The 18,065-nt window shown below is 62.8% G+C and carries 13 protein-coding genes; 8 read left to right on the top strand and 5 right to left on the bottom strand.

Annotated elements, in window-relative coordinates; translation table 11 throughout:
• Positions 1 to 19 precede the first annotated feature (19 nt).
• Entirely contained in the window at positions 20 to 2,197 is a 2,178-nt protein-coding gene (gene cphA, locus D9M09_RS19735; protein WP_121670199.1) for a cyanophycin synthetase, read from the bottom strand.
• Positions 2,198 to 2,664: 467 nt separating this feature from the next.
• Between cphA and D9M09_RS19730 the strand changes: the two genes are divergently transcribed.
• From D9M09_RS19730 to D9M09_RS19720, 3 genes are all read left to right on the top strand, one after another.
• Positions 2,665 to 4,935 carry an ABC transporter ATP-binding protein gene (locus D9M09_RS19730; RefSeq protein ID WP_083286938.1) on the top strand — a complete coding sequence of 757 codons (2,271 nt, stop codon included), beginning with the start codon at positions 2,665 to 2,667 and terminating at the stop codon, positions 4,933 to 4,935.
• A 2-nt stretch (positions 4,936 to 4,937) separates the two neighbouring features.
• On the top strand, positions 4,938 to 5,408 hold the full coding sequence (locus tag D9M09_RS19725) for a DUF1854 domain-containing protein (RefSeq protein WP_070221406.1): 471 nt from the start codon (positions 4,938 to 4,940) through the stop codon (positions 5,406 to 5,408).
• Between the two features lie 139 nt (positions 5,409 to 5,547).
• Positions 5,548 to 6,516, top strand: a complete 969-nt coding sequence (locus D9M09_RS19720; protein WP_121670198.1) for an IS1595 family transposase — start codon at positions 5,548 to 5,550, stop codon at positions 6,514 to 6,516.
• 98 nt (positions 6,517 to 6,614) lie between these two features.
• Here D9M09_RS19720 and D9M09_RS19715 read toward each other — a convergent pair whose 3' ends face one another.
• Together D9M09_RS19715 and D9M09_RS19710 are read right to left on the bottom strand one after the other, a co-directional pair.
• A complete protein-coding gene (locus D9M09_RS19715) occupies positions 6,615 to 9,137 on the bottom strand; it encodes a TonB-dependent receptor (RefSeq protein WP_070221050.1) in 2,523 nt (840 codons plus the stop codon).
• A gap of 433 nt (positions 9,138 to 9,570) precedes the next feature.
• Complete coding sequence (locus D9M09_RS19710) at positions 9,571 to 11,085, bottom strand: AMP nucleosidase (RefSeq protein WP_121670197.1); 1,515 nt, start codon at positions 11,083 to 11,085, stop codon at positions 9,571 to 9,573.
• A gap of 113 nt (positions 11,086 to 11,198) precedes the next feature.
• On the opposite strand from D9M09_RS19710, the gene D9M09_RS19705 reads away from it, so the two are divergent.
• The 4 genes from D9M09_RS19705 to D9M09_RS19690 are packed head-to-tail and all read left to right on the top strand — an operon-like array spanning position 11,199 to position 13,730.
• The gene (locus D9M09_RS19705; protein ID WP_121670196.1) at positions 11,199 to 11,798 is read left to right on the top strand and encodes a TetR/AcrR family transcriptional regulator; all 600 of its coding nucleotides are present in this window, start codon (positions 11,199 to 11,201) and stop codon (positions 11,796 to 11,798) included.
• 17 nt (positions 11,799 to 11,815) lie between these two features.
• Positions 11,816 to 12,619: a type I methionyl aminopeptidase gene (map, locus tag D9M09_RS19700; RefSeq protein ID WP_121670195.1), complete on the top strand. Its 804-nt coding sequence runs from the start codon at positions 11,816 to 11,818 to the stop codon at positions 12,617 to 12,619.
• Between the two features lie 2 nt (positions 12,620 to 12,621).
• Positions 12,622 to 13,026 carry a hypothetical protein gene (locus D9M09_RS19695; protein ID WP_121670194.1) on the top strand — a complete coding sequence of 135 codons (405 nt, stop codon included), beginning with the start codon at positions 12,622 to 12,624 and terminating at the stop codon, positions 13,024 to 13,026.
• Between the two features lie 56 nt (positions 13,027 to 13,082).
• Complete coding sequence (locus D9M09_RS19690) at positions 13,083 to 13,730, top strand: FABP family protein (protein ID WP_070221060.1); 648 nt, start codon at positions 13,083 to 13,085, stop codon at positions 13,728 to 13,730.
• Here D9M09_RS19690 and D9M09_RS19685 read toward each other — a convergent pair.
• Positions 13,727 to 16,189 (bottom strand): tetratricopeptide repeat protein, encoded by a 2,463-nt coding sequence (locus tag D9M09_RS19685; RefSeq protein WP_121670193.1) that lies wholly within the window; start codon positions 16,187 to 16,189, stop codon positions 13,727 to 13,729. The genes D9M09_RS19690 and D9M09_RS19685 overlap by 4 nt on opposite strands.
• Positions 16,190 to 16,270: 81 nt before the next feature.
• Positions 16,271 to 17,050 carry an AraC family transcriptional regulator gene (locus D9M09_RS19680; RefSeq protein WP_121670192.1) on the bottom strand — a complete coding sequence of 260 codons (780 nt, stop codon included), beginning with the start codon at positions 17,048 to 17,050 and terminating at the stop codon, positions 16,271 to 16,273.
• Between the two features lie 101 nt (positions 17,051 to 17,151).
• On the opposite strand from D9M09_RS19680, the gene D9M09_RS19675 reads away from it, so the two are divergent.
• The gene (locus D9M09_RS19675; protein ID WP_121670191.1) at positions 17,152 to 18,042 is read left to right on the top strand and encodes a DMT family transporter; all 891 of its coding nucleotides are present in this window, start codon (positions 17,152 to 17,154) and stop codon (positions 18,040 to 18,042) included.
• Positions 18,043 to 18,065 lie beyond the last annotated feature (23 nt).

The following is an 18,065-nucleotide window of genomic DNA, read 5'->3' as shown; positions in this document are numbered from 1 at the left end:
CCGTAGCCGGGCTTGAGTCTTAATTCCCGATGCAGCCGGGGGCCGCGTCGAAGGTGCGCAGGCCGGCGCAAATCAGGTCGACGGGCAGGTTCAGGGCCCAGGCGGCGGCCGCGACGGCCAGTACGCTGTCGACATTGCCGGCCGTGGCCGGTTTCAGCAGGTCCAGGCACAGCAGGACCGTTTCGATGCCGCCTTCGGCCAGCACGATGTGGTTGCCGCGCACGAATACGGCGCGCTGGCCGGCGGCCAGTTGCGCCGCGATGGCGGGCAAGCTGCCATCCTGCGCATACAGGGTCACCGTGCCGTCGCACAGTTCGGCCAGTTCCAGCACGTGCGCGTTGGCGGCGTTGAGCACGGCCACGCCCGTCGGCACGACCACGTCGACCTGGCTGCGCACGGCCTTGTACAGGCCCGCTTCGTCCAGCACGTCGAAATCCTTGACGCTATCGAGGCTGCCCATGTCCGTGACGACGCCGATCTGGCACTTGTCGTAGGCCAGGCCTTCGGCCAGGATCATGCGCGGATTGCTCTCGAACAGGGCCGTCTGCACGGTGCGGTTGAGCAGCAGGCGCTGGCCCGCGTCCCAGTTCACGCAATCGCTGCTGACGACGCGGCGCTGGTCCAGATACATGCCTTCGCTGCAGACGGCGCCCGTATGCAGGCCCGACAGGTTGAGCAGTTTGCACAGCATGCGCACGATCAGGCTGGTGCCGCGCGTGCCCGTCACGCCGATCAGCGGAATGCGGCCCGTTTCCTCGGCCGCGAACAGGTGGTCGACGATGGCCGCGCCGACAGGGCGGGGCTGGCCCACGCCTGGCTTGATGTGCGCCAGCAGGCCGGGGCTGGCATTGACTTCGATGATGGCGCCGCGCTGCTCTTCCAGCGGACGCGTGATGTCGGAGGTGACCAGGTCAATGCCGGCGATATCGAGGCCGACCACGCGCGCGGCCAGCAGGGCCGCATGCACGACGGACGGGTGCACGTCGTCCGTGACGTCGATGGCCACGTTGCCGTTCGGCTGGATCAGCACTTTCTGGCCCGCCTGCGGCACGGACAGGGCGGTCATGCCCTGGCGCTGCAGTTCGAGGATGATCTCGCCCGATTCATGCGGCTTGACGGTGCCGAGCGGGAAATCTTCGCCTTCGCCGCGGCGCGGATCGATATTGATCTGCGTGTTCACCAGTTCCAGCACGCTGGAAGTGCCATCGCCGTCGACCCACAGGGATTCGCCCTTGGCGGCCGCGATCAGCTTGTTGCCGACGACGAGCAGACGGTGTTCGTCGCCCGTGATGAAGCTTTCCACCAGCACGGCGGAGCTGTCGCCCTTGCGCGCGGCCAGTTCATAGGCGGCCTTCACGTCGGCTTCCGTCATCAGGTTCAGCGACACGCCGCGGCCGTGGTTGCCGTCATACGGCTTGACGACGACGGGCACGCCGATGTCCTGCGCTTCTTCCCAGGCCGCTTCGGCGCTGCGCACCAGGCTGCCTTCGGGCACGCGCACGCCGCACGATTTGAGCAGGAATTTGGTCAGATCCTTGTCGCTGGCGATGCCTTCGGCAATCGCGCTGGTGCGGTCCGTTTCGGCCGTCCAGATGCGGCGCTGCGCGGCGCCGTGGCCCAGCTGCACCAGGTTGCCGTCGTTCAGGCGCAAGGAAGGGATGCGGCGCTCGGTGGCCGCATCGACGATGCTCGCCGTGCTCGGGCCCAGGCAGCGCGAGTCGACCATGTCGCGCAGCGGCGCCAGGGCCGCTTCCAGGTCGTAGGCTTCATCATTGATGGCGGCCATCAGCAGTTCGCGCGCGGCGGCCAGGGCGGCGCGGCCCACGTGCTCTTCGCGCGTGCGGAAGGCCATCTTGTAGACGCCGCGCTGGCTGGTCGAGCGCGTCTGGCCGAAGCCCGTGCGCATGCCGGCCAGGTTTTGCAGTTCCAGCACCACGTGTTCGAGGATGTGAGCCGACCATGTGCCTTCGCGCAGGCGCTCGAAAAAGCCGCCCCGTTCGCCCACGCCGCAGCGGTGCTCGATCATGCCGGGCAGCCACGCCACCAGGCGCTCGTACAGGCCGGGCAGGGTATTCGATGGATAGTCTTCCAGTTCGCCGATGTCGACCCAGGCTTCAATCACCGGGCGGTAAGTCCAGATGTTGGGGCCGCGCAAGTGGGTGACGCGGACGAATTCGATGTTCTTCTTCTTGATCATGTAAGTGGTTTCTTGATAACAAGCCAGGCGTCTGGGCGCCAGATACTTTATGTTGGCTTTACAGAGTCTTTTCAGGCTCGTGCTTGGTTCTTTATCCCGGGTATGCGCAGTGTGCCACTTTTAGCGGCCTCTTGTCGCGTTTGCTTCTCGTATTCTGCTGGTGTTGTCATTCTAATTGTTACTAATTGTTGCCATACTTGTTATAAAGTTACCGACTCCGGGCTAAGCTGGAGCATTTGCGCAACAGCGGGCTGTTGTATACTTGCCCCTGTACGATGGCCGCGCATTTTTTTGCTCCGTTTTGCCATCATTCATTACCTGCAGGCATCCATTCGATACAATACAGGAAATTGCCACTGGTGCATCTACCTCGCCATCGCGCAATACACAAACATTGATCGGGCGTCTGCCCCATCCCCCAAATCCCGCCCTGAAGGGCTTGGCCTCGAGCCGGAGTATGCTTTACGATGACAACTGAACTGAGTGTTCCTGCAACAACTATTCCCCTTACCTCGCTGCCGGAACACTGGCTGGCGGAAGTGGAAAGCAAGCTTTCTCCAGGGGAGAACGTTTTAAGTAGCGTTGAGGTTGACCTCGATGCGCGATTACGTTTCACAAAAGGCATAATTGTTGTCACAGAGAAGCGTTTACTGGCCCGTTCCCCGGGCGATACCACCTGGAAAAGTTGGTCTTTCCGCCACGGACTGCGCCTGACGCACCACGACCACGCCGGCGTCGGCCACCTGGAATTGTTCGACGACCACGGCCGCCTGGCGTCGTGGCGTTTTACCCTGGGCCAGAATCTGCATGCGATCCGCGTGCTGGAACAGTTCGTCGAGCGCCTCGACAGCCACCTGACGGGCCAGCCCGTGCTGGAAGCGGAGCAGGAAGTGTGTCCCAGCTGCAAGGCGCCTCTGGAGCCGGAGCAGGAAGAATGTCCGATCTGCGCCAAGGTGCTGCATACGCCGCCATCGACCTGGACCCTGTTCCGCCTGTGGCGTTTCGCCCATCCCTACCGTGGCCAGCTGGCCCTGGGCTTCATGCTGATGCTGCTCTCCACGGCCGCGCACATGATTCCGCCCTACCTGACGGCGCCGCTGATGGACAATGTGCTGATCCCGTATCAGAACGGCAAGCATATCGATCCGTGGCTGGTGGTGTACTACATGAGCGGCTTGCTCGGTTCGGCCCTGCTGGCCTGGCTGCTGGGCTGGGGCAAGACCTATGTGCTGGCCCTGGTGTCCGAACGCATGGGCGCCGACTTGCGCTCGGCCACCTATGAACATCTGATGAAACTGTCGCTGGAATTTTTCGGCGGCAAGCGCACGGGCGACCTGATGGCGCGCATCGGCAGCGGCAGCGACCGCATCTGCGTCTTCCTCTCGCTGCACTTGCTCGATTTCGCTTCCGACGTGCTGATGATCATCATGACGGGCGTGATCCTGTGGTCGATGAATCCGTGGCTGGCCATCATGACGCTGGCGCCGCTACCGTTCATCGCGTGGATGATCCACCTGGTGCGCGACCGTTTGCGCACGGGCTTTGAAAAGATCGACCGCGTGTGGAGCGAAGTGACCAACGTGCTGGCCGATACCATCCCCGGCATTCGAGTCGTCAAAGCGTTTGCGCAGGAAAAGCGCGAAGCGGCCCGCTTCCGCGACGCCAACGCGCACAACCTGGCCGTCAACGACAAGTTGAACAAGGTCTGGTCGCTGTTCTCGCCGACCGTTTCCTTCCTGACGGAGATGGGCTTATTGGTCATCTGGTGCTTCGGCATCTGGCAGCTGTCGCGCGGCGAAATCACCGTCGGCGTGCTGACCGCCTTCATCGCCTACAGCACGCGCTTCTACGGCCGCCTCGATTCGATGAGCCGCATCGTCTCCGTGACGCAGAAATCGGCGTCCGCCGCCAAGCGCATCTTCGACATCCTCGACCATGTGTCGAGCGTACCGGAACCGGCGCAGCCCGTGAAACTGGAGAAGATCGAAGGCAGGATCGATTTGCGCGAAGTCGGTTTCCGCTATGGCAACCGCGCCGTCAACCGCGGCATCACCCTGAACATCAAGGCGGGCGAGATGATCGGCCTGGTGGGCCACAGCGGTTCGGGCAAGAGCACGCTGGTCAACCTGATCTGCCGTTTCTACGACGTGTCGGAAGGGGCGATCTTGCTCGACGGCGTCGACATCCGTTCGTTCGCCGTGTCCGACTACCGCCGCAATATCGGCCTGGTGCTGCAGGAACCGTTCCTGTTCTTCGGTACCATCGCGGAAAATATCGCCTACGGCAAACCGCATGCGACGCGCCAGGAGATCATCGCCGCCGCGCGCGCCGCGCATGCGCACGAATTCATCTTGCGCCTGCCGCAAGGCTACGATTCGATGGTGGGCGAACGTGGCCAGGGCTTGTCCGGCGGCGAACGCCAGCGCATCTCGATCGCCCGCGCCCTGCTGATCGACCCGCGCATCCTGATCATGGATGAAGCGACATCGTCGGTCGATTCGGAAACGGAAAAAGAGATCCAGAAGGCGCTCGACAATCTGGTGCAGGGCCGCACGACGATCGCCATCGCGCACAGGCTGTCGACCCTGCACCGGGCCGACCGTCTGGTGGTGCTGGACCGTGGCCAGGTCGTCGAAGTGGGCAGTCACGATGAACTGATGGCGAAAGAGGGCGCCTATTTCCGCCTCTACGAAGCACAGGCGCGCAACAACGAACTCGCCCTGGATGACAAGGAATAAGCATGGCCAGTACAACTTTTACATTAAGCCGCGACCCTTTCGGCAAGCTGGTGATGACGGACGCGGACGGCCAGGTCTTTGAAGGCGTGGCGCCCGTGCGCGCCTTCCCCATCCAGTCGCCGGACGAAGGCATTTCGCTGGTGCTGGGCAACGGCAAGGAAGTGGCGTGGATCGACCGCCTCGACGCCATGCCGGAGCCGGCGCGCAGCCTGCTGCAGGAAGAGCTGGAAGGACGCGAATTCATGCCCGAGATCGCGAGGGTGAAAAGCGTCTCCAGCTTCGCCACGCCATGCACCTGGCATGTCGACACGGACCGGGGCGAGACGCAATTCGTGCTGAAAGGCGAAGAAGACATCCGCCGCATCGGTGCCGCGTCGCTCTTGATCGCCGACAACCACGGCATCCACTTTTTGATACGCGACATGTTTAATATCGACAAGACGACGCGCAAGATACTCGACCGCTTCCTGTAAGCTAAGCGTTGGAGTTACCTGAAAACCGCTGCCTGCAGCGGTTTTTTTTAGGCTCTGTCCCCGACAAATAGGGGAACTCAAGGAATCTTCCCCAGGCCCGGCTGTCTGACTGTACATATCAGACAAACGGGAGCCATCCATGCAGCCAGCCGAATGGAAAACCTTCATCGCCCAGTTCGCCGCACTGAGCCGTCGCCAGCGTCAGGCGAGCACTGCTCTGCTGCACGGGGCAGGATCGCGGAACGCCGCCGTGGCACTGGTCGAAAGCGTGGCCCGGCAGCGGTTACACTGTCCCGCCTGCAACAGCAGCCATGCGCACCGGCACGGTCATGCGCACGGACTGCAGCGCTACCGTTGCGTGCCGTGCGGGCGCACCTTCAATGCGCTCACCGGCACACCGCTGGCCCGCTTGCGCCACAAGACCTTGTGGCTCGACTACGCCAACTGCCTGCTCGAGTCGGCTTCCGTGCGCAAGGCAGCAAGCCAGCTGGGTGTGCACCGCAACACCGCCTTTCGCTGGCGCCACCGGTTTTTAAGCCTGGCCAAGACGGACCGGCCCCATTACCTGCATGGCATCGCCGAAGCGGACGAGCTGTATGTGCTGGAATCGGAAAAGGGCGCGCGGCATCTGACGCGTCCGGCGCGCCGCCGTGGCGGCCATGCCCGCAAGCGCGGCATTTCCAGTGAACAAGTCTGTATCCTGGTGGCGCGCGACCGCACGGGACAAACCCGCGATTTCGTCGCGGGAAAAGGGGCGCTGACCAAGGCGCAGCTGCATGCCTGCCTGCCACCGGTGATCGACAAGGACATCTTGCTGATGACCGACGGCCACGCTGCCTATCGCGCCTTCGCGCGTGAAGCGGGCATCAGTCACCAGGCCGTCAATGTGCGTGCCGGCATCCGCGTGCAGGGCGCCGCCCACGTGCAGAACGTCAACGCGTATCACAGCCGCTTGCGCGGCTGGCTACGCCCCTTTCACGGCGTGGCGACGCGCTACCTGCCGAATTACCTGGGCTGGCGCTGGATACTGGACGCCGGGCGCATCCGCTCCCCAGAAACATTATTGAAGGCAACATTGGGCGAGTTCCCACATTTGACGGTGACATAGCTTTTTTTCGTCTGCCGGGCATGAAAAAAGCCGCACTCTCGTGCGGCTTTCGAGGGCAGTACCGGCAGCCATTTCAGGCTGCCGGGGATTGCGCTACATTACATGAACTTGTAGCCTGCGCCGATGTAGAAGTAACGGCCGCGCACGTTGTACAGCTGAGCAAAGCCCAGGGTGCCGTACTGGTTACCGGCGCCCATTGCGCTAAACGGCGGCATTTTGTCGAACAGGTTCTTGATGCCGGCCGTGAAGGTCAGGTTTTGCATCGCCACGTACTGGCCCGTCAGATCGACTTCCGTGTGCGAAGGAATCGTGCGGGTGCCCGGCTTGATTTCTTCGCGGCGCTTGTCAGAGTCGATCATGTCGCCCGTCGTGCGAATGACCAGGGAGCCGGACATATTGTCCTTTTCCAGGCTCGCAGTAAACGTGTTGCGGTATTTCGGGTTCATGAACGTCTTCAGCGTGCTTTGCACCGGATCCGTTTCCGTATCCTGCGTTTCCATGCGGGTGTAGACGGTGGACGCATTGCGGATCGTGAACTTGCCGAACATCGTTTGCGGCGAGGTGTAGCGTACGTCCGTATCGAAACCGCGTACTTCGGTGGTAGCCAGGTTCTGGTTGTTCAGCAGGATGCGCGCGTCGCCATTCTTGATTTCGACGTTGCCGCGCTCGATTGCCTTGGTTTCCGTCAGGGTACCGATCTCGTTCTTCTTGTCGATCTTGAAGTAATCGATGCTGACCGTCAGCGAGTTCACTGGCGAGAACACCACGCCCAGGTTATAGGTCTTGCCCGTTTCAGGTTTCAAGTCCTTGTTGGAGCCGGAGACCTGGTAGTAGGAGAAGTTGGTGCAATTGCCGGAAATCGAAGGGAAGGCATTGCAGATTTCCTTGTCGTTCGTCGTATAGGCACCGGCATCGACGCCGCCATACATCTGTTTCAGCGATGGCGCCAGGTAGCTGCCTGCATACGAACCGCGGAACATCAGGTTGTTCAGCGGCTGGTAGCGCAAAGCCAGTTTCGGGCTGGTCTTGCTGCCGACATTCGAGATGTCGTCATAGCGCAAGGCGACCTGAGCTTCGACGTTTTTCAGGAAGGGAATCGACAGTTCGCCGAAGATGCCCTTGGAATTGCGGTCCGCCTTCACGGCAGCCTGCTGGATGCTGCCGAAGACCAGGCCATCGATCTGGTTCTGGTCGGGCTGGTCGCTCAGCGTTTCCTTGTTGTACGACACGCCGACGGCGTAGGCCATCGCACCGCCAGCCAGGTCCATGATCGGCGCCGAGGCCTTGGCGTTGAAGAAGGTCAGTTCCGATTTGCCGGCGCGCGTAGGCGTCAGGCGAATCTTGTCGACGGCGGCTTGCGGGTTGTCAGTGCGGGTCGGGTCGATCGAACCATTCTCGATCGCTTCGTTGAACAGATCGTAATGTGCGTAGTTCGAATCGCGGTTGGTGGCCTTGCTTACGCCCTTGCCGATGGCGACGTCCCAGTCGATGCCGCGCGTCGTGCCTTCCAGGCCCGTCGAGAACTGGGTCATTGTGCCCTTGCGGTTGGTCTTGCGAGGACCCATTTGCATAAAGCGGCCGGCAACGGTCTTGCCATTGACTACGAAGTTGCCCGGAGCAGCCTGGGCTTCGAAGTCATCCTTGCTTTCGGAATAGGTAAATTCCGCGAACGCGCGGATGTTGTCGCTGATTTTCAGGCTGCCGATCAGCATGCCGCTGACGCGGTCGGCGCCGTTGGTCGAGGTCAGCAAGGTCTTGTTGACGTCGAAACGGCAGGAGCCGTTGCTCAAATCGTCCGGTGGGCATGGCACCAGGGTGCCGCCGCCGGCGATATTGCCGCTAGGATGGAAGCCGCTGCGGCCATCCGGGCCGCCAAAGCGACGGAAGTCGGCCGAACGGGTCAGGTCGCGGTCCTTGCGGTAGATCGGATCGCGCTTGAACACGTCGACCGTGGCCAGTACGTTGAAGCCCTGGGTGTCGTAGTCGCCAAAACCGTACACGAGGTTGGCCGTCTTTTCCTTGGCGTCCGAGCGCGAGCTTTGACCATAGCTGGTCTTCGCTTCCAGGCCCTGGTAGTTCTTTTTGGTGATGAAGTTCATCACGCCGGCCACCGCATCGGCGCCATAAATGGCGGATCCGCCGTCCTTCAGGATTTCAATGCGTTCCAGCGCGCTCAGCGGGATAGCGTTGACGTCGACCGCGGCGCCCGCGCCCGAACCGTCAGCCAGCGCATTGGTTGGCAGGCGGCGGCCGTTCAAGAGGATCAGCACGTTGCGTTCGCTCAAGCCGCGCATCTTGATGTTGGTGGTGCCGGAACCGGAAGGCGAGTTGGCGCTCAGCTCGCCTTGATCATTGATGTCGATCGAGGCCAGATTCTTGACCAATTCGGCAACGCTGGTGGCGCCCGTGCGCTCGATATCTTTTTTGGTGTAAATCTCCACCGGTGCGGCCGTTTCGGCATCCACGCGCTTGATGGCGGAACCGGTGACGACCACGCGCTGCAATTTCTCGTCAGCCTTGGCTTCCTGCGCTTGAGCGGCCTGGTGCATGAAGCCTGCGCTCATGACCAAAGTGCCGGCAAACATCATGCGCAAGGATTTGCTTAATTTCTTTTCAATCATTGTCCATCCTCCAACTAGGAAACTTTAGTTTCCTTAGGGTTTTTATTTAGCTATTTGAAAGTATTTTCAAAATTACCATGTTTATAAATTTAGCAGCTTAAATTTACAATTCATCAGACCATTTTTCGCCTTGGGCTGTCAAGACGGCTCTGCTTTTTGCGTATGGATTCTCTCTTCGAAGAACGACGCTGGATGAATTTGATTTGTGTATGGCAGGAAATCATTAAATTTCAATTGTTAAATAAATTTAATTTTCCAATTAGCAAAAAAAGCGTGGATAGTTTTGTTTTTTTTGTAATGCGGATCTAGACATCTGTTGTTTTTTTGTGACGTTTTATAGTGTCGTTGCGACGATTGCCCGCCGCATTGCGTCAGCGCTACGGGCAAAAAAAAGCCGCCCGTGGAGGGCGGCCGGCATGACGGGGAAGCGCGCTTATTGAAACGCCACTTCCGCAAAACTGCGCAATTTTCGGCTGTGCAGGCGGTCCACGCCCTGGCGGCGCAGCAGTTCCACGGCGCGGATGCCGATGCGCAGATGCTGGTCGACTCTTTCGCGGTAGAAGTGGTTGGCCATGCCGGGCAGCTTGATTTCGCCGTGCAGCGGCTTGTCGCTCACGCACAGCAGGGTGCCGTACGGCACGCGGAAACGGAAGCCGTTGGCGGCGATCGTCGCGCTTTCCATGTCCAGCGCGATGGCGCGGCTCTGGCTGAAGCGGCGCTCCGGCGTGCGCTGCGGCAGCAGTTCCCAATTGCGGTTGTCCGTGCTGGCCACGGTCCCCGTGCGCATGATGTGTTTCAAGTCATGCCCCGTCAGTTGGGTGATTTCCGCCACCGCCGTTTGCAGCGCCTGCTGGATTTCCGCCAGCGGCGGGATCGGCACCCACAGCGGCAAGTCTTCGTCGAGCACGTGGTCTTCGCGCACATACGCGTGCGCCAGCACGTAGTCGCCCAGGCTTTGCGTGGTGCGCAGGCCCGCGCAATGGCCGAGCATCAGCCAGGCGTGCGGGCGCAGCACGGCGATATGGTCGGTGATGGTCTTGGCGTTGGCCGGACCGACACCGATATTGACCATGGTGATGCCGCTGCCGTCCGCGCGCAGCAGGTGATACGCGGGCATCTGCGGCAGGCGCGGCGGGGCGGCGCCCAGCGCATCCTCGCTTTCGACCGTCTGGCCGACCCGGCGCGTGACGACGTTGCCCGGTTCGACAAAGGCGACGTAGCCGTCCTCGTCCGAGGGCGCTTGCGCATCGGGCGCGCGGTCCATCATGGCGTGGCCCAGGCGGATGAATTCGTCGATATAGAACTGGTAATTGGTAAACAGGACGAAGTTCTGGAAATGCTGCGGCGAGGTGCCGCTGTAGTGGCGCAGGCGCTGCAGCGAATAATCGACGCGCGGTCCCGTGAACAGCGACAGGGGCTGCGCTTCGCCGTGTGCCGGTTCGTGCGTGCCGTTGGCGATGCCGTCGTCCATGGCCGACAGGTCGGGCAGGTCGAATAGGTCGCGCATGGCCAGGCGGCGGCCCGCATCCATATTGCCCTCGATATGGTCATGCTCGGCGAACGAGAAATGCACGGGGATGGGCTGGGCGCTCACGCCTACTTCCAGGTGGACTTTCTGGCCGCTGTTATGGTTTTTCAGCAGCAGGGTGAACTGGTCCAGGTAGTAATCGCCGAACAGGTCGGGGCGCGTCAGCGTGGTTTCAAACACGCCGGGGCCGGCGACGAAGCCGTAGGCCAGCGGCGAGTCGGCGCGCGCCACGGTGTCGGTCTGGATGCGCACGAAGGGGTAGCAGGCGCGCACCCGTTCGTGCATGTCTTCGCCGGCGACAAAGCGCTGCAGCGCGTCGCGCAAGTGTTCGATGCTGCTGCGGTAAATGGCTTGCACCTGTTCCAACGCCAGGCGTGGATCGTCGAAGCGGGAGGAGGCGATGAAGGGGGGCGTAAGCAAGCGGATTCTCCTTGTGGCGGTTCGTGCATACCATTGTAAGGCAGCAGGGCAACTCATGTTGGCGCATGTCGGGGGCGCTTGACGGATTCAAATAGAATCTGTATTCTATTTGAATGGTCAGACTCGCCAAATTCAACGAAAACAACTTTATCGACAGCGCGATCGCCGTCGCCGCCCAGTGCGGCGTGGGCGCCGTGTCGATGGCCGCCATCGCCGTCAAGGCCGGCGCGCCCATCGGCTCCGTGTATCACCGCTTCGATTCGCGCAACGCCATCCTGGCGCGCGCCTGGCTGCGCGTGAAAAGCGACTTCCGCGAGGAAGTAGCCAGCCGCTGGCTCGGCGGCGACACCTGGGCCGGCGTGCACGGTCTGCTGGACTGGTGCCGGCGCAAGCCCCTATACGCGCGCTTCCTGCTGCAATGCGCGGACAGCCCCGATTTCAGCAGTGGTCTCAGCGAGCAATTGCTGGCCGCCGTCGAAGAGGAACAGGCGGCGCTCGACGCCTGCTTTGTGCGCTGCGCCGAAGCCATGCCGGCCACCACGTCGCTGGACCTCGATCACATGCTGCTCAAATTCGTGCTGATCGACGCGCCCGTGGCCGTCGTCAAGCCCTACCTGACCCAGGAGCGGCCGATACCGGCCAGCGTCGACGCCATGCTGCGCGCCTCGCACGACGCCGTGCGCGGCTGGGCCTTGCATTCCACATCACACTAACAAAGAAAAGAATCCCCATGCGCTATTCCACCCAGCTTGAACACGGCAAGAAAATCCCGCTGCACGACGAAGAAGGTTTTATCGGCATGCGCGCGGCCGGCCGCATCGCCGCCGACACGCTCGACTACATCGCGCCTTTCGTCAAACCGGGCGTGTCGACGGCCAGACTCGACGCCATGTGCGAGGAATTCATGCGCGCCGCCGGCGCCATCCCCGGCACCATCGACTACCACGGCTACAAGCACGCCAGCTGCATCTCCGTCAATCACGTCGTCACGCACGGCATCCCGTCCGAGACCAAGATCCTGAAAGTGGGCGACATCCTGAACATCGACGTGACGCCGAAATTCAACGGCTGGTTCGGCGACACCAGCCGCACCTTCAAGGTGGGCGCCGTGTCCATCCTGGCCAACCGCCTCGTCAACACGGCGTATGACGCCATGATGGCCGGCATCCACACCGTGCGTCCGGGCGCGACCCTGGGCGACGTGGGCGCCGCCATCGAGGCGGTGGCCAAGGCGCAGGGCTTTTCCTCCGTGCGCGACTTCTGCGGCCATGGCGTGGGCCAGGTCTTCCACGACACGCCGCAAGTGCTGCACTACGGCCGCGCCGGCACGGGCATCGTGCTCGAACCGGGCATGATTTTCACGATCGAACCGATGCTCAACGTGGGCAGCTACCAGGTCAAGGTCTTGCCCGACAAATGGACGACGGTGACGAAAGACCGTTCGCTGTCGGCGCAGTTCGAGCATTCGCTGGCCGTGACGGAAACGGGCTTTGAAATCTTTACCCTGACCGGTTCGACCGAGCCGCTGGTCTGAGCATGGATGCGGCCAGTACCAGCCTGACGCAGCGCCTGCTGAACAAATACCGGCACGATCCCGAAGACGCGCTGCAGCAGGTGGCGCTGGCCGTGCTGCAGCAGGAAGGCATCCGCGACGACAGCGTGCTGCGTTCTGAACGCATCGCAGCCCTGGCGCCGCCCGTCGCCCAAGTGCTGACCCTGGCCGAGTGGCTGGCCTATGTGGACTGGGAAGGCTTCGACAGCGCCCTGTACGCGAATATCGACGCGGTGGCGGCGTTCGTCGCCGGCGAATTGGGCCTGCCCGAGGCGGCCGCCAATCTGCTGCAAACGCGCGATGCGGCCGTGTTCGAAACGCAGCGTCCTTCGCTGGCCGCTGCAGCCTTGCTGTTCGTCGAACGCCACATCGCGCTCTTTCCCAGATAGCGGCCTGCGTCTTACAATGGCGGCAAGCACTGTTGCCCCATTTTGAAGACTTCCGCATGAGCGATTTTCCCGAAGATATCTACACCGAGCCGTCCGCCGACGTGCATACCCTGAACAACCTGGGGCCCCTGACCGGCATGGCCGGCATCTGGACGGGCACGCGCGGCCTGGACGTCAAGCCGAAAGCCGATGGCCCGCGCAAGCAGGCCTTCGTCGAGCGCATCGAACTGCAGCCGATCGACCCCGTCACCAACGGCCCGCAACTGTTCTACGGCTTGCGCTACTACATCCACATCACCAAGCCGGATCAAGTGAAAACCTACCATGAGCAAGTGGGCTACTGGCTGTGGGAGCCGGCCACGGGCGCCGTGATCCAGACCCTGGCCATTCCGCGCGGCCAGATCGCCATGGCGTCGGGCACGACGACGGCGGACGCCACCAGTTTCGAACTGGTGGCCAAGCGCGATTCGACGGCCTACGGCATCTGCTCGAACCCCTTCCTCGAACACGCGTTCACCACCGTCGAATACCGGATCAAGGTCGACATCCACGCCGACGGCACCTGGGGCTACGATGAAGACACGGTCATGCTGATCCGCGGCAAGGATGAACCGTTCCACCACACGGACCGCAACCTGCTGACGAAAATCGGTGAGCCCACGCCGAACCCGATGGCCTTGCAGGCGCTGGCGGCAGCCGCTTAAGGCTGTCCCTGGGCGACGGCCTTGATCGCGCGTTCCTCGCCCATGGCGGCAGCGATCTTCCAGCGCTGCATGGCGCTGGCGCGGTCCGGGCGTTTCAATCCGGCGCCTTCCCAGTCCATCAGTCCCAGGTTGTAGATGTCGCCTGCGCTGCCCTTGTCGGCGGCCAAGGTGAACCATTTGCGCGCTTCCTTGTGATTGACGGGAATCTGGTAACCACGCACGTGGTACAGGCCCAATAAGTGCATGGCTTGCGCATTGCCCTTGTTCGCCGCCTGTTTCAGCAGGTCGAGGGCGCGCGCCATGTTGCGTGGTTCCTGCCAGCCCTCGGCCAGCATCACGCCCTTCGCCGTCAGCGCATAGCTGTCGTTCTTCAGCAAGCCCTTGCCGACCAGGGGCTTGGCGGCCCGCTGGCGCGCTTCGCGCTGCTGCGCCGTCGGCGCCGTGACGGGGCCGGGCTTGCCTTCGCCCATCAGCAGCATCCAGCCATACAGACCATACGCGCCCGCGTCGCCCTTGCCGACCAGGCTTTCCAGCATGGCCAGCGCCTGCGCCTTGTCGCCATTTTCGTACAGCTTGACGGCCTTGGCGGCACTTGCGTCCTGCGGCACGGCGGCCGGTGCATGGGGCGCGACGGGTGCCGACGCCATGGCCGCCTGCTGCGGCGGCGCAGCGGGGCGCACGCGCACGGGCAAGCCATAGCTGGCGGCCAGCACGGCGACGCTGGCGGGCGCGAGGATCAGCACTTGCGCCAGCTGGTTGCGGCGGCCCTTGCCGGCGATGCCCATGGCGCGTTCGGCCTGCTGTTCGCCGCCCAGCGCTTCGCTCAGCACGCTTTTCACCTTGCGGTTGAACAGCCAGTAGCCGGCGCCCGTGACGAGCAAGCCGGCGATGGCGGCCGCGCCGCGCCCGGCGAAGAACCAGGCGGCGATGGCGGCGGCCAGCGCGGCCAGCGCGCTTTTCCACCAGAATTGCTTGGCCAGCCGCGTGTAGACCTGGCGCAAGGCACCGAGCACGCAGGTGCGCACGTTCTGCGCATAGTCGGCGGAGACGACATCGATGTGCGCGTGGTCCGCGTCGCCGCTGAGGACAGACTCGATCACGTCCGCATTCAGTTCCGAGGCGGCCACGTCGCGCAGCGGCGTCAATAGCCCCTGCACGTGGGCCGAGAACAGGCCGTCGTCGGCGCTGCCGGCCAGCGCATCGCTGAGCGCCTTGAGGTCGCCGCGCAGCAGCTTTTCCACGATGTGGTCAAGGGTCAGCCAGCGCAAGTCCGTGCCGTACGCCACCAGGTGGTGTTTTTCTGCGTTGCACGATGCGTCCAGGCGCACGATGCGCAGCTTGGCCGCATACAGGGCGTCGACTTCCTGCGGCTGGTCTTCATTGTAAATGCTCACTTTTGCCAGGGCCAGGCTGCTGGCAATGGCCGCCAGTGAGTGCACGCTCTCCTTGTCGCGGATGCGGCGCGCGTCATCGGGCGCCTGCTTGGGCAGGCTGACGCTGTAGCCGGGCGTCACATGCACGTCGACCCAGGCCGCCGTGCCCACCTTGCCGGAGCCGTCGCACGGGTTGCAGCGCAGGTCGCCCACGCCGCTGCAGGTGCGGCAAGTGACCTTGCCGCTGGCGCGGCAAGTGCCGCAATTGATGTTGCCGGAACCGTGGCAGGTGTTGCACGTGACCTTGCCGTAGCTGCAATGGTAGCAATTGCGATGCTCGGTGCGGTATTGCGTGCGCGTTTCGCTGTGGTAGCTCGTGTGCGAGCTGCCGTTGCTGTAGGTGGTAGTGGGTACTTGCACCGTGATGTAATCGGTGACTTGCTCGGCCACCGTGCCGCTGCCGCTGCAATACGAGCACGACACCTTGCCGCTGCCGTAGCAGCCGTAAGCGTCGCAGCTGACGGTGCGCCCGCCGTGGCAGTTCCAGCATGTTTCCGTCGTCGCGCCGTGGCAGGTGTGGCAGCCGATGCGGCCTTTGCCCGAACAGGGGACGCACGTATCGAGGTGCCAGTATTTGACGGCGTGCGGCAGGTAGGCGCCCGCTTCGATGGCGTTGTAGGCCTGGCCCGCCTGGCGCAAGGCATTGTCGAGCTTGCCCGCCGCGCGGCGCAGCCGTTCCTTCTCCTGCGCGTGAGCGAGCGCTCCCACCTCGTGGGAGCCACAGCGGCAGTCATTGCCCGAGGGCGTGAAATAGCCATTGATCACACGCTGTTCGAAGCGCGCTTCGAGCGCGTAATTGGCTTGCAGGGAAAAATCCTGCAGCACGTCTTCCTCGCCCAGCGGCGTGATGTCGTGCGGCTCGAAACGCGTCTTGTTCTGCACCAGGGTGCGCAGCTTGCCCAATACGGTGGGGATGTCTTCCTTGCCGAGCTTGACGGGCGCTGGCGCCGTCACGGTCGTTTCTGATGCCTGGGGCATGTGTTCGCTGCCTTGGGTATCGGTGGCCGTGTCGGTGCTGGGGTTCATGCGCGTCCTTTTGCTCTCTGGAAAGATGTTTGAATTTTAGCATCCCAATATGACAAAGCATGACAAAGCGGAGCCGCTTTTTCAGCGCAGGCCGCGGCGGAACTGGTCCGGCGTGCCGCCGCTCTGGCGGCGAAACATGGCGATGAAGGCGGAGGCCGTGCTGTAGCCCAGTTCCAGCGCGATCGCCTGCACGGTTTCTCCCTGTTCCAGCAGGGGCAGGGCCGCCAGGAAGCGCTGGCGCTGGCGCCATTCGCCGAACGGCATGCCCAGCTCGCGCTGGCAGCGGCGCGCCAGGGTGCGCTCCGTGACGTGCAATTGCGCGGCCCACTCGGCCAGTGAGCGGTTACTTCCCGGCTCCGCCTGCAGGGCGGCCAAGAGCGCCGCAATGACGGGCTCGTCACTGCCGGGCAGGTAGTTGCGGCTGCACGGCGCCAGCTGCAGCTGGTCGACCAGCACCTGCGCCAGGCGCTGGTCGGCTGCGGTGGCGGGCGTGGTGACGTTTCTGTCGGCGAAGTCGCCGAGGATGGCTTTGAGCAGGGGACTCAATACCAGCGCGCACGGCTGGGCCGGCAGCTGCGCGCACAGGCTGGCATCGATGTAGGCGGAGTGAAACACGACGTCCTGGCGGATATAGCCGTCGTGCAGGGTCTCGGGCGGTATCCACACGGCGTACTGGGGCGGCGACAGATAGCGCTGGCCCGCCACCATGATTTCCATCACGCCCGTGGAACAATAGGTGAGCTGGCCCCACGGATGGCTCTGGTAATCGAATTGCTGGTGCGCACGGTAATCGTCGAGGCGAAAGTACACGGGATAGGGCAGGGCGTCGGAAACGGCGGGGAAATGCTGGTTGCTGGCCATGGTGTCTTTGTCCTGTTCTTCGCATCGATTGTCCGATATGCATTATATCCATGGAATCAGACCATGCGAAAATGGCGGTATTGAAATCTGGAGTCCGCCGCATGCAAGCCAAGCATTATCTGTTTCCCGTGATCGCCGTGCTGATCTGGGCCATCAATACCATCGTCAGCAAGCTGGCCGTGGGCGTGATCGATCCGGCCGCCATCTCGTTCTTCCGCTGGCTGCTGGCCGGGGTGCTGCTGGCGCTCGTGTTTGGACGCGCCGTGTGGAAGCAGCGGGCCGTGGTGACACCGTATCTGGGCAAACTGTTTGTGCTGGGCATGCTGGGCATGGTCATGTACCAGTGCCTCGCCTACATCGCCGCACAGACGACGACGGCCACCAACATGGGCATCCTCGCGTCGATGATGCCGCTGCTGGCCGTGGGCCTGTCCGTACTGGTGTTGAAAGAGGCGCCTACCGTGGGCGGCGTGTTCGGCGGCATCGTGTCCTTGCTGGGACTTGGCTACCTGCTCAGCCATGGCGACCCGGCCGCCCTGATCGCCCATGGCGCGGCCTTGGGCGACGCGCTGATGCTGCTGGCCTGCCTGTCGTATGCGGGCTACGGCGTGCTGCTCAAGCGCTGGAAGATTCCTCTGAAAAACTGGCACTCCTTGCTGATCCAGGTCTGGTGCGCCGTGCCCGTGCTGTTCGTGTATTACTTGAGCCAGTCGGCGCCGCCCGTCACCGGCGCCGGCTTGCCGCTGGTGCTGTTTGCCGGCATCCCCGCATCGATTGTCGCGCCGTTTTTGTGGATGCATGGCCTGGCCAAGCTGGGACCCAGCCGCGCCACCACCTTGATGAATCTGCTGCCCGTGTTCACGGTGATTATCGCCATGCTGTTCCTCGGTGAAACCTTGCACAGCTACGATGTGATCGGCGGCGGCGTGACCCTGCTAGGCGTGGTGATGGTGCAAACCCTGAAGCGCCCCCTGCGCCGCGCCAGCGCCTAGTTTTTTTGCTATGCTGGTGTTTT

Origin of the sequence: Janthinobacterium agaricidamnosum (assembly GCF_003667705.1) — a bacterium.
GTDB lineage: Bacteria > Pseudomonadota > Gammaproteobacteria > Burkholderiales > Burkholderiaceae_D > Janthinobacterium.
The sequence above is the reverse complement of the archived record's forward strand: the minus strand, read 5'-3'. Positions and strand labels throughout refer to the sequence as shown.

What these genes read in the sequence shown, in the direction of transcription:
- cphA (WP_121670199.1), bottom strand. Translation starts at nt 2,197, where the DNA reads ATGATCAAGAAGAAGAACATCGAATTCGTCCGCGTCACCCACTTGCGC.
- D9M09_RS19730 (WP_083286938.1), top strand. Translation starts at nt 2,665, where the DNA reads ATGACAACTGAACTGAGTGTTCCTGCAACAACTATTCCCCTTACCTCG.
- D9M09_RS19725 (WP_070221406.1), top strand. Translation starts at nt 4,938, where the DNA reads ATGGCCAGTACAACTTTTACATTAAGCCGCGACCCTTTCGGCAAGCTG.
- D9M09_RS19720 (WP_121670198.1), top strand. Translation starts at nt 5,548, where the DNA reads ATGCAGCCAGCCGAATGGAAAACCTTCATCGCCCAGTTCGCCGCACTG.
- D9M09_RS19715 (WP_070221050.1), bottom strand. Translation starts at nt 9,137, where the DNA reads ATGATTGAAAAGAAATTAAGCAAATCCTTGCGCATGATGTTTGCCGGC.
- D9M09_RS19705 (WP_121670196.1), top strand. Translation starts at nt 11,199, where the DNA reads ATGGTCAGACTCGCCAAATTCAACGAAAACAACTTTATCGACAGCGCG.
- map (WP_121670195.1), top strand. Translation starts at nt 11,816, where the DNA reads ATGCGCTATTCCACCCAGCTTGAACACGGCAAGAAAATCCCGCTGCAC.
- D9M09_RS19695 (WP_121670194.1), top strand. Translation starts at nt 12,622, where the DNA reads ATGGATGCGGCCAGTACCAGCCTGACGCAGCGCCTGCTGAACAAATAC.
- D9M09_RS19690 (WP_070221060.1), top strand. Translation starts at nt 13,083, where the DNA reads ATGAGCGATTTTCCCGAAGATATCTACACCGAGCCGTCCGCCGACGTG.
- D9M09_RS19685 (WP_121670193.1), bottom strand. Translation starts at nt 16,189, where the DNA reads ATGAACCCCAGCACCGACACGGCCACCGATACCCAAGGCAGCGAACAC.
- D9M09_RS19680 (WP_121670192.1), bottom strand. Translation starts at nt 17,050, where the DNA reads ATGGCCAGCAACCAGCATTTCCCCGCCGTTTCCGACGCCCTGCCCTAT.
- D9M09_RS19675 (WP_121670191.1), top strand. Translation starts at nt 17,152, where the DNA reads ATGCAAGCCAAGCATTATCTGTTTCCCGTGATCGCCGTGCTGATCTGG.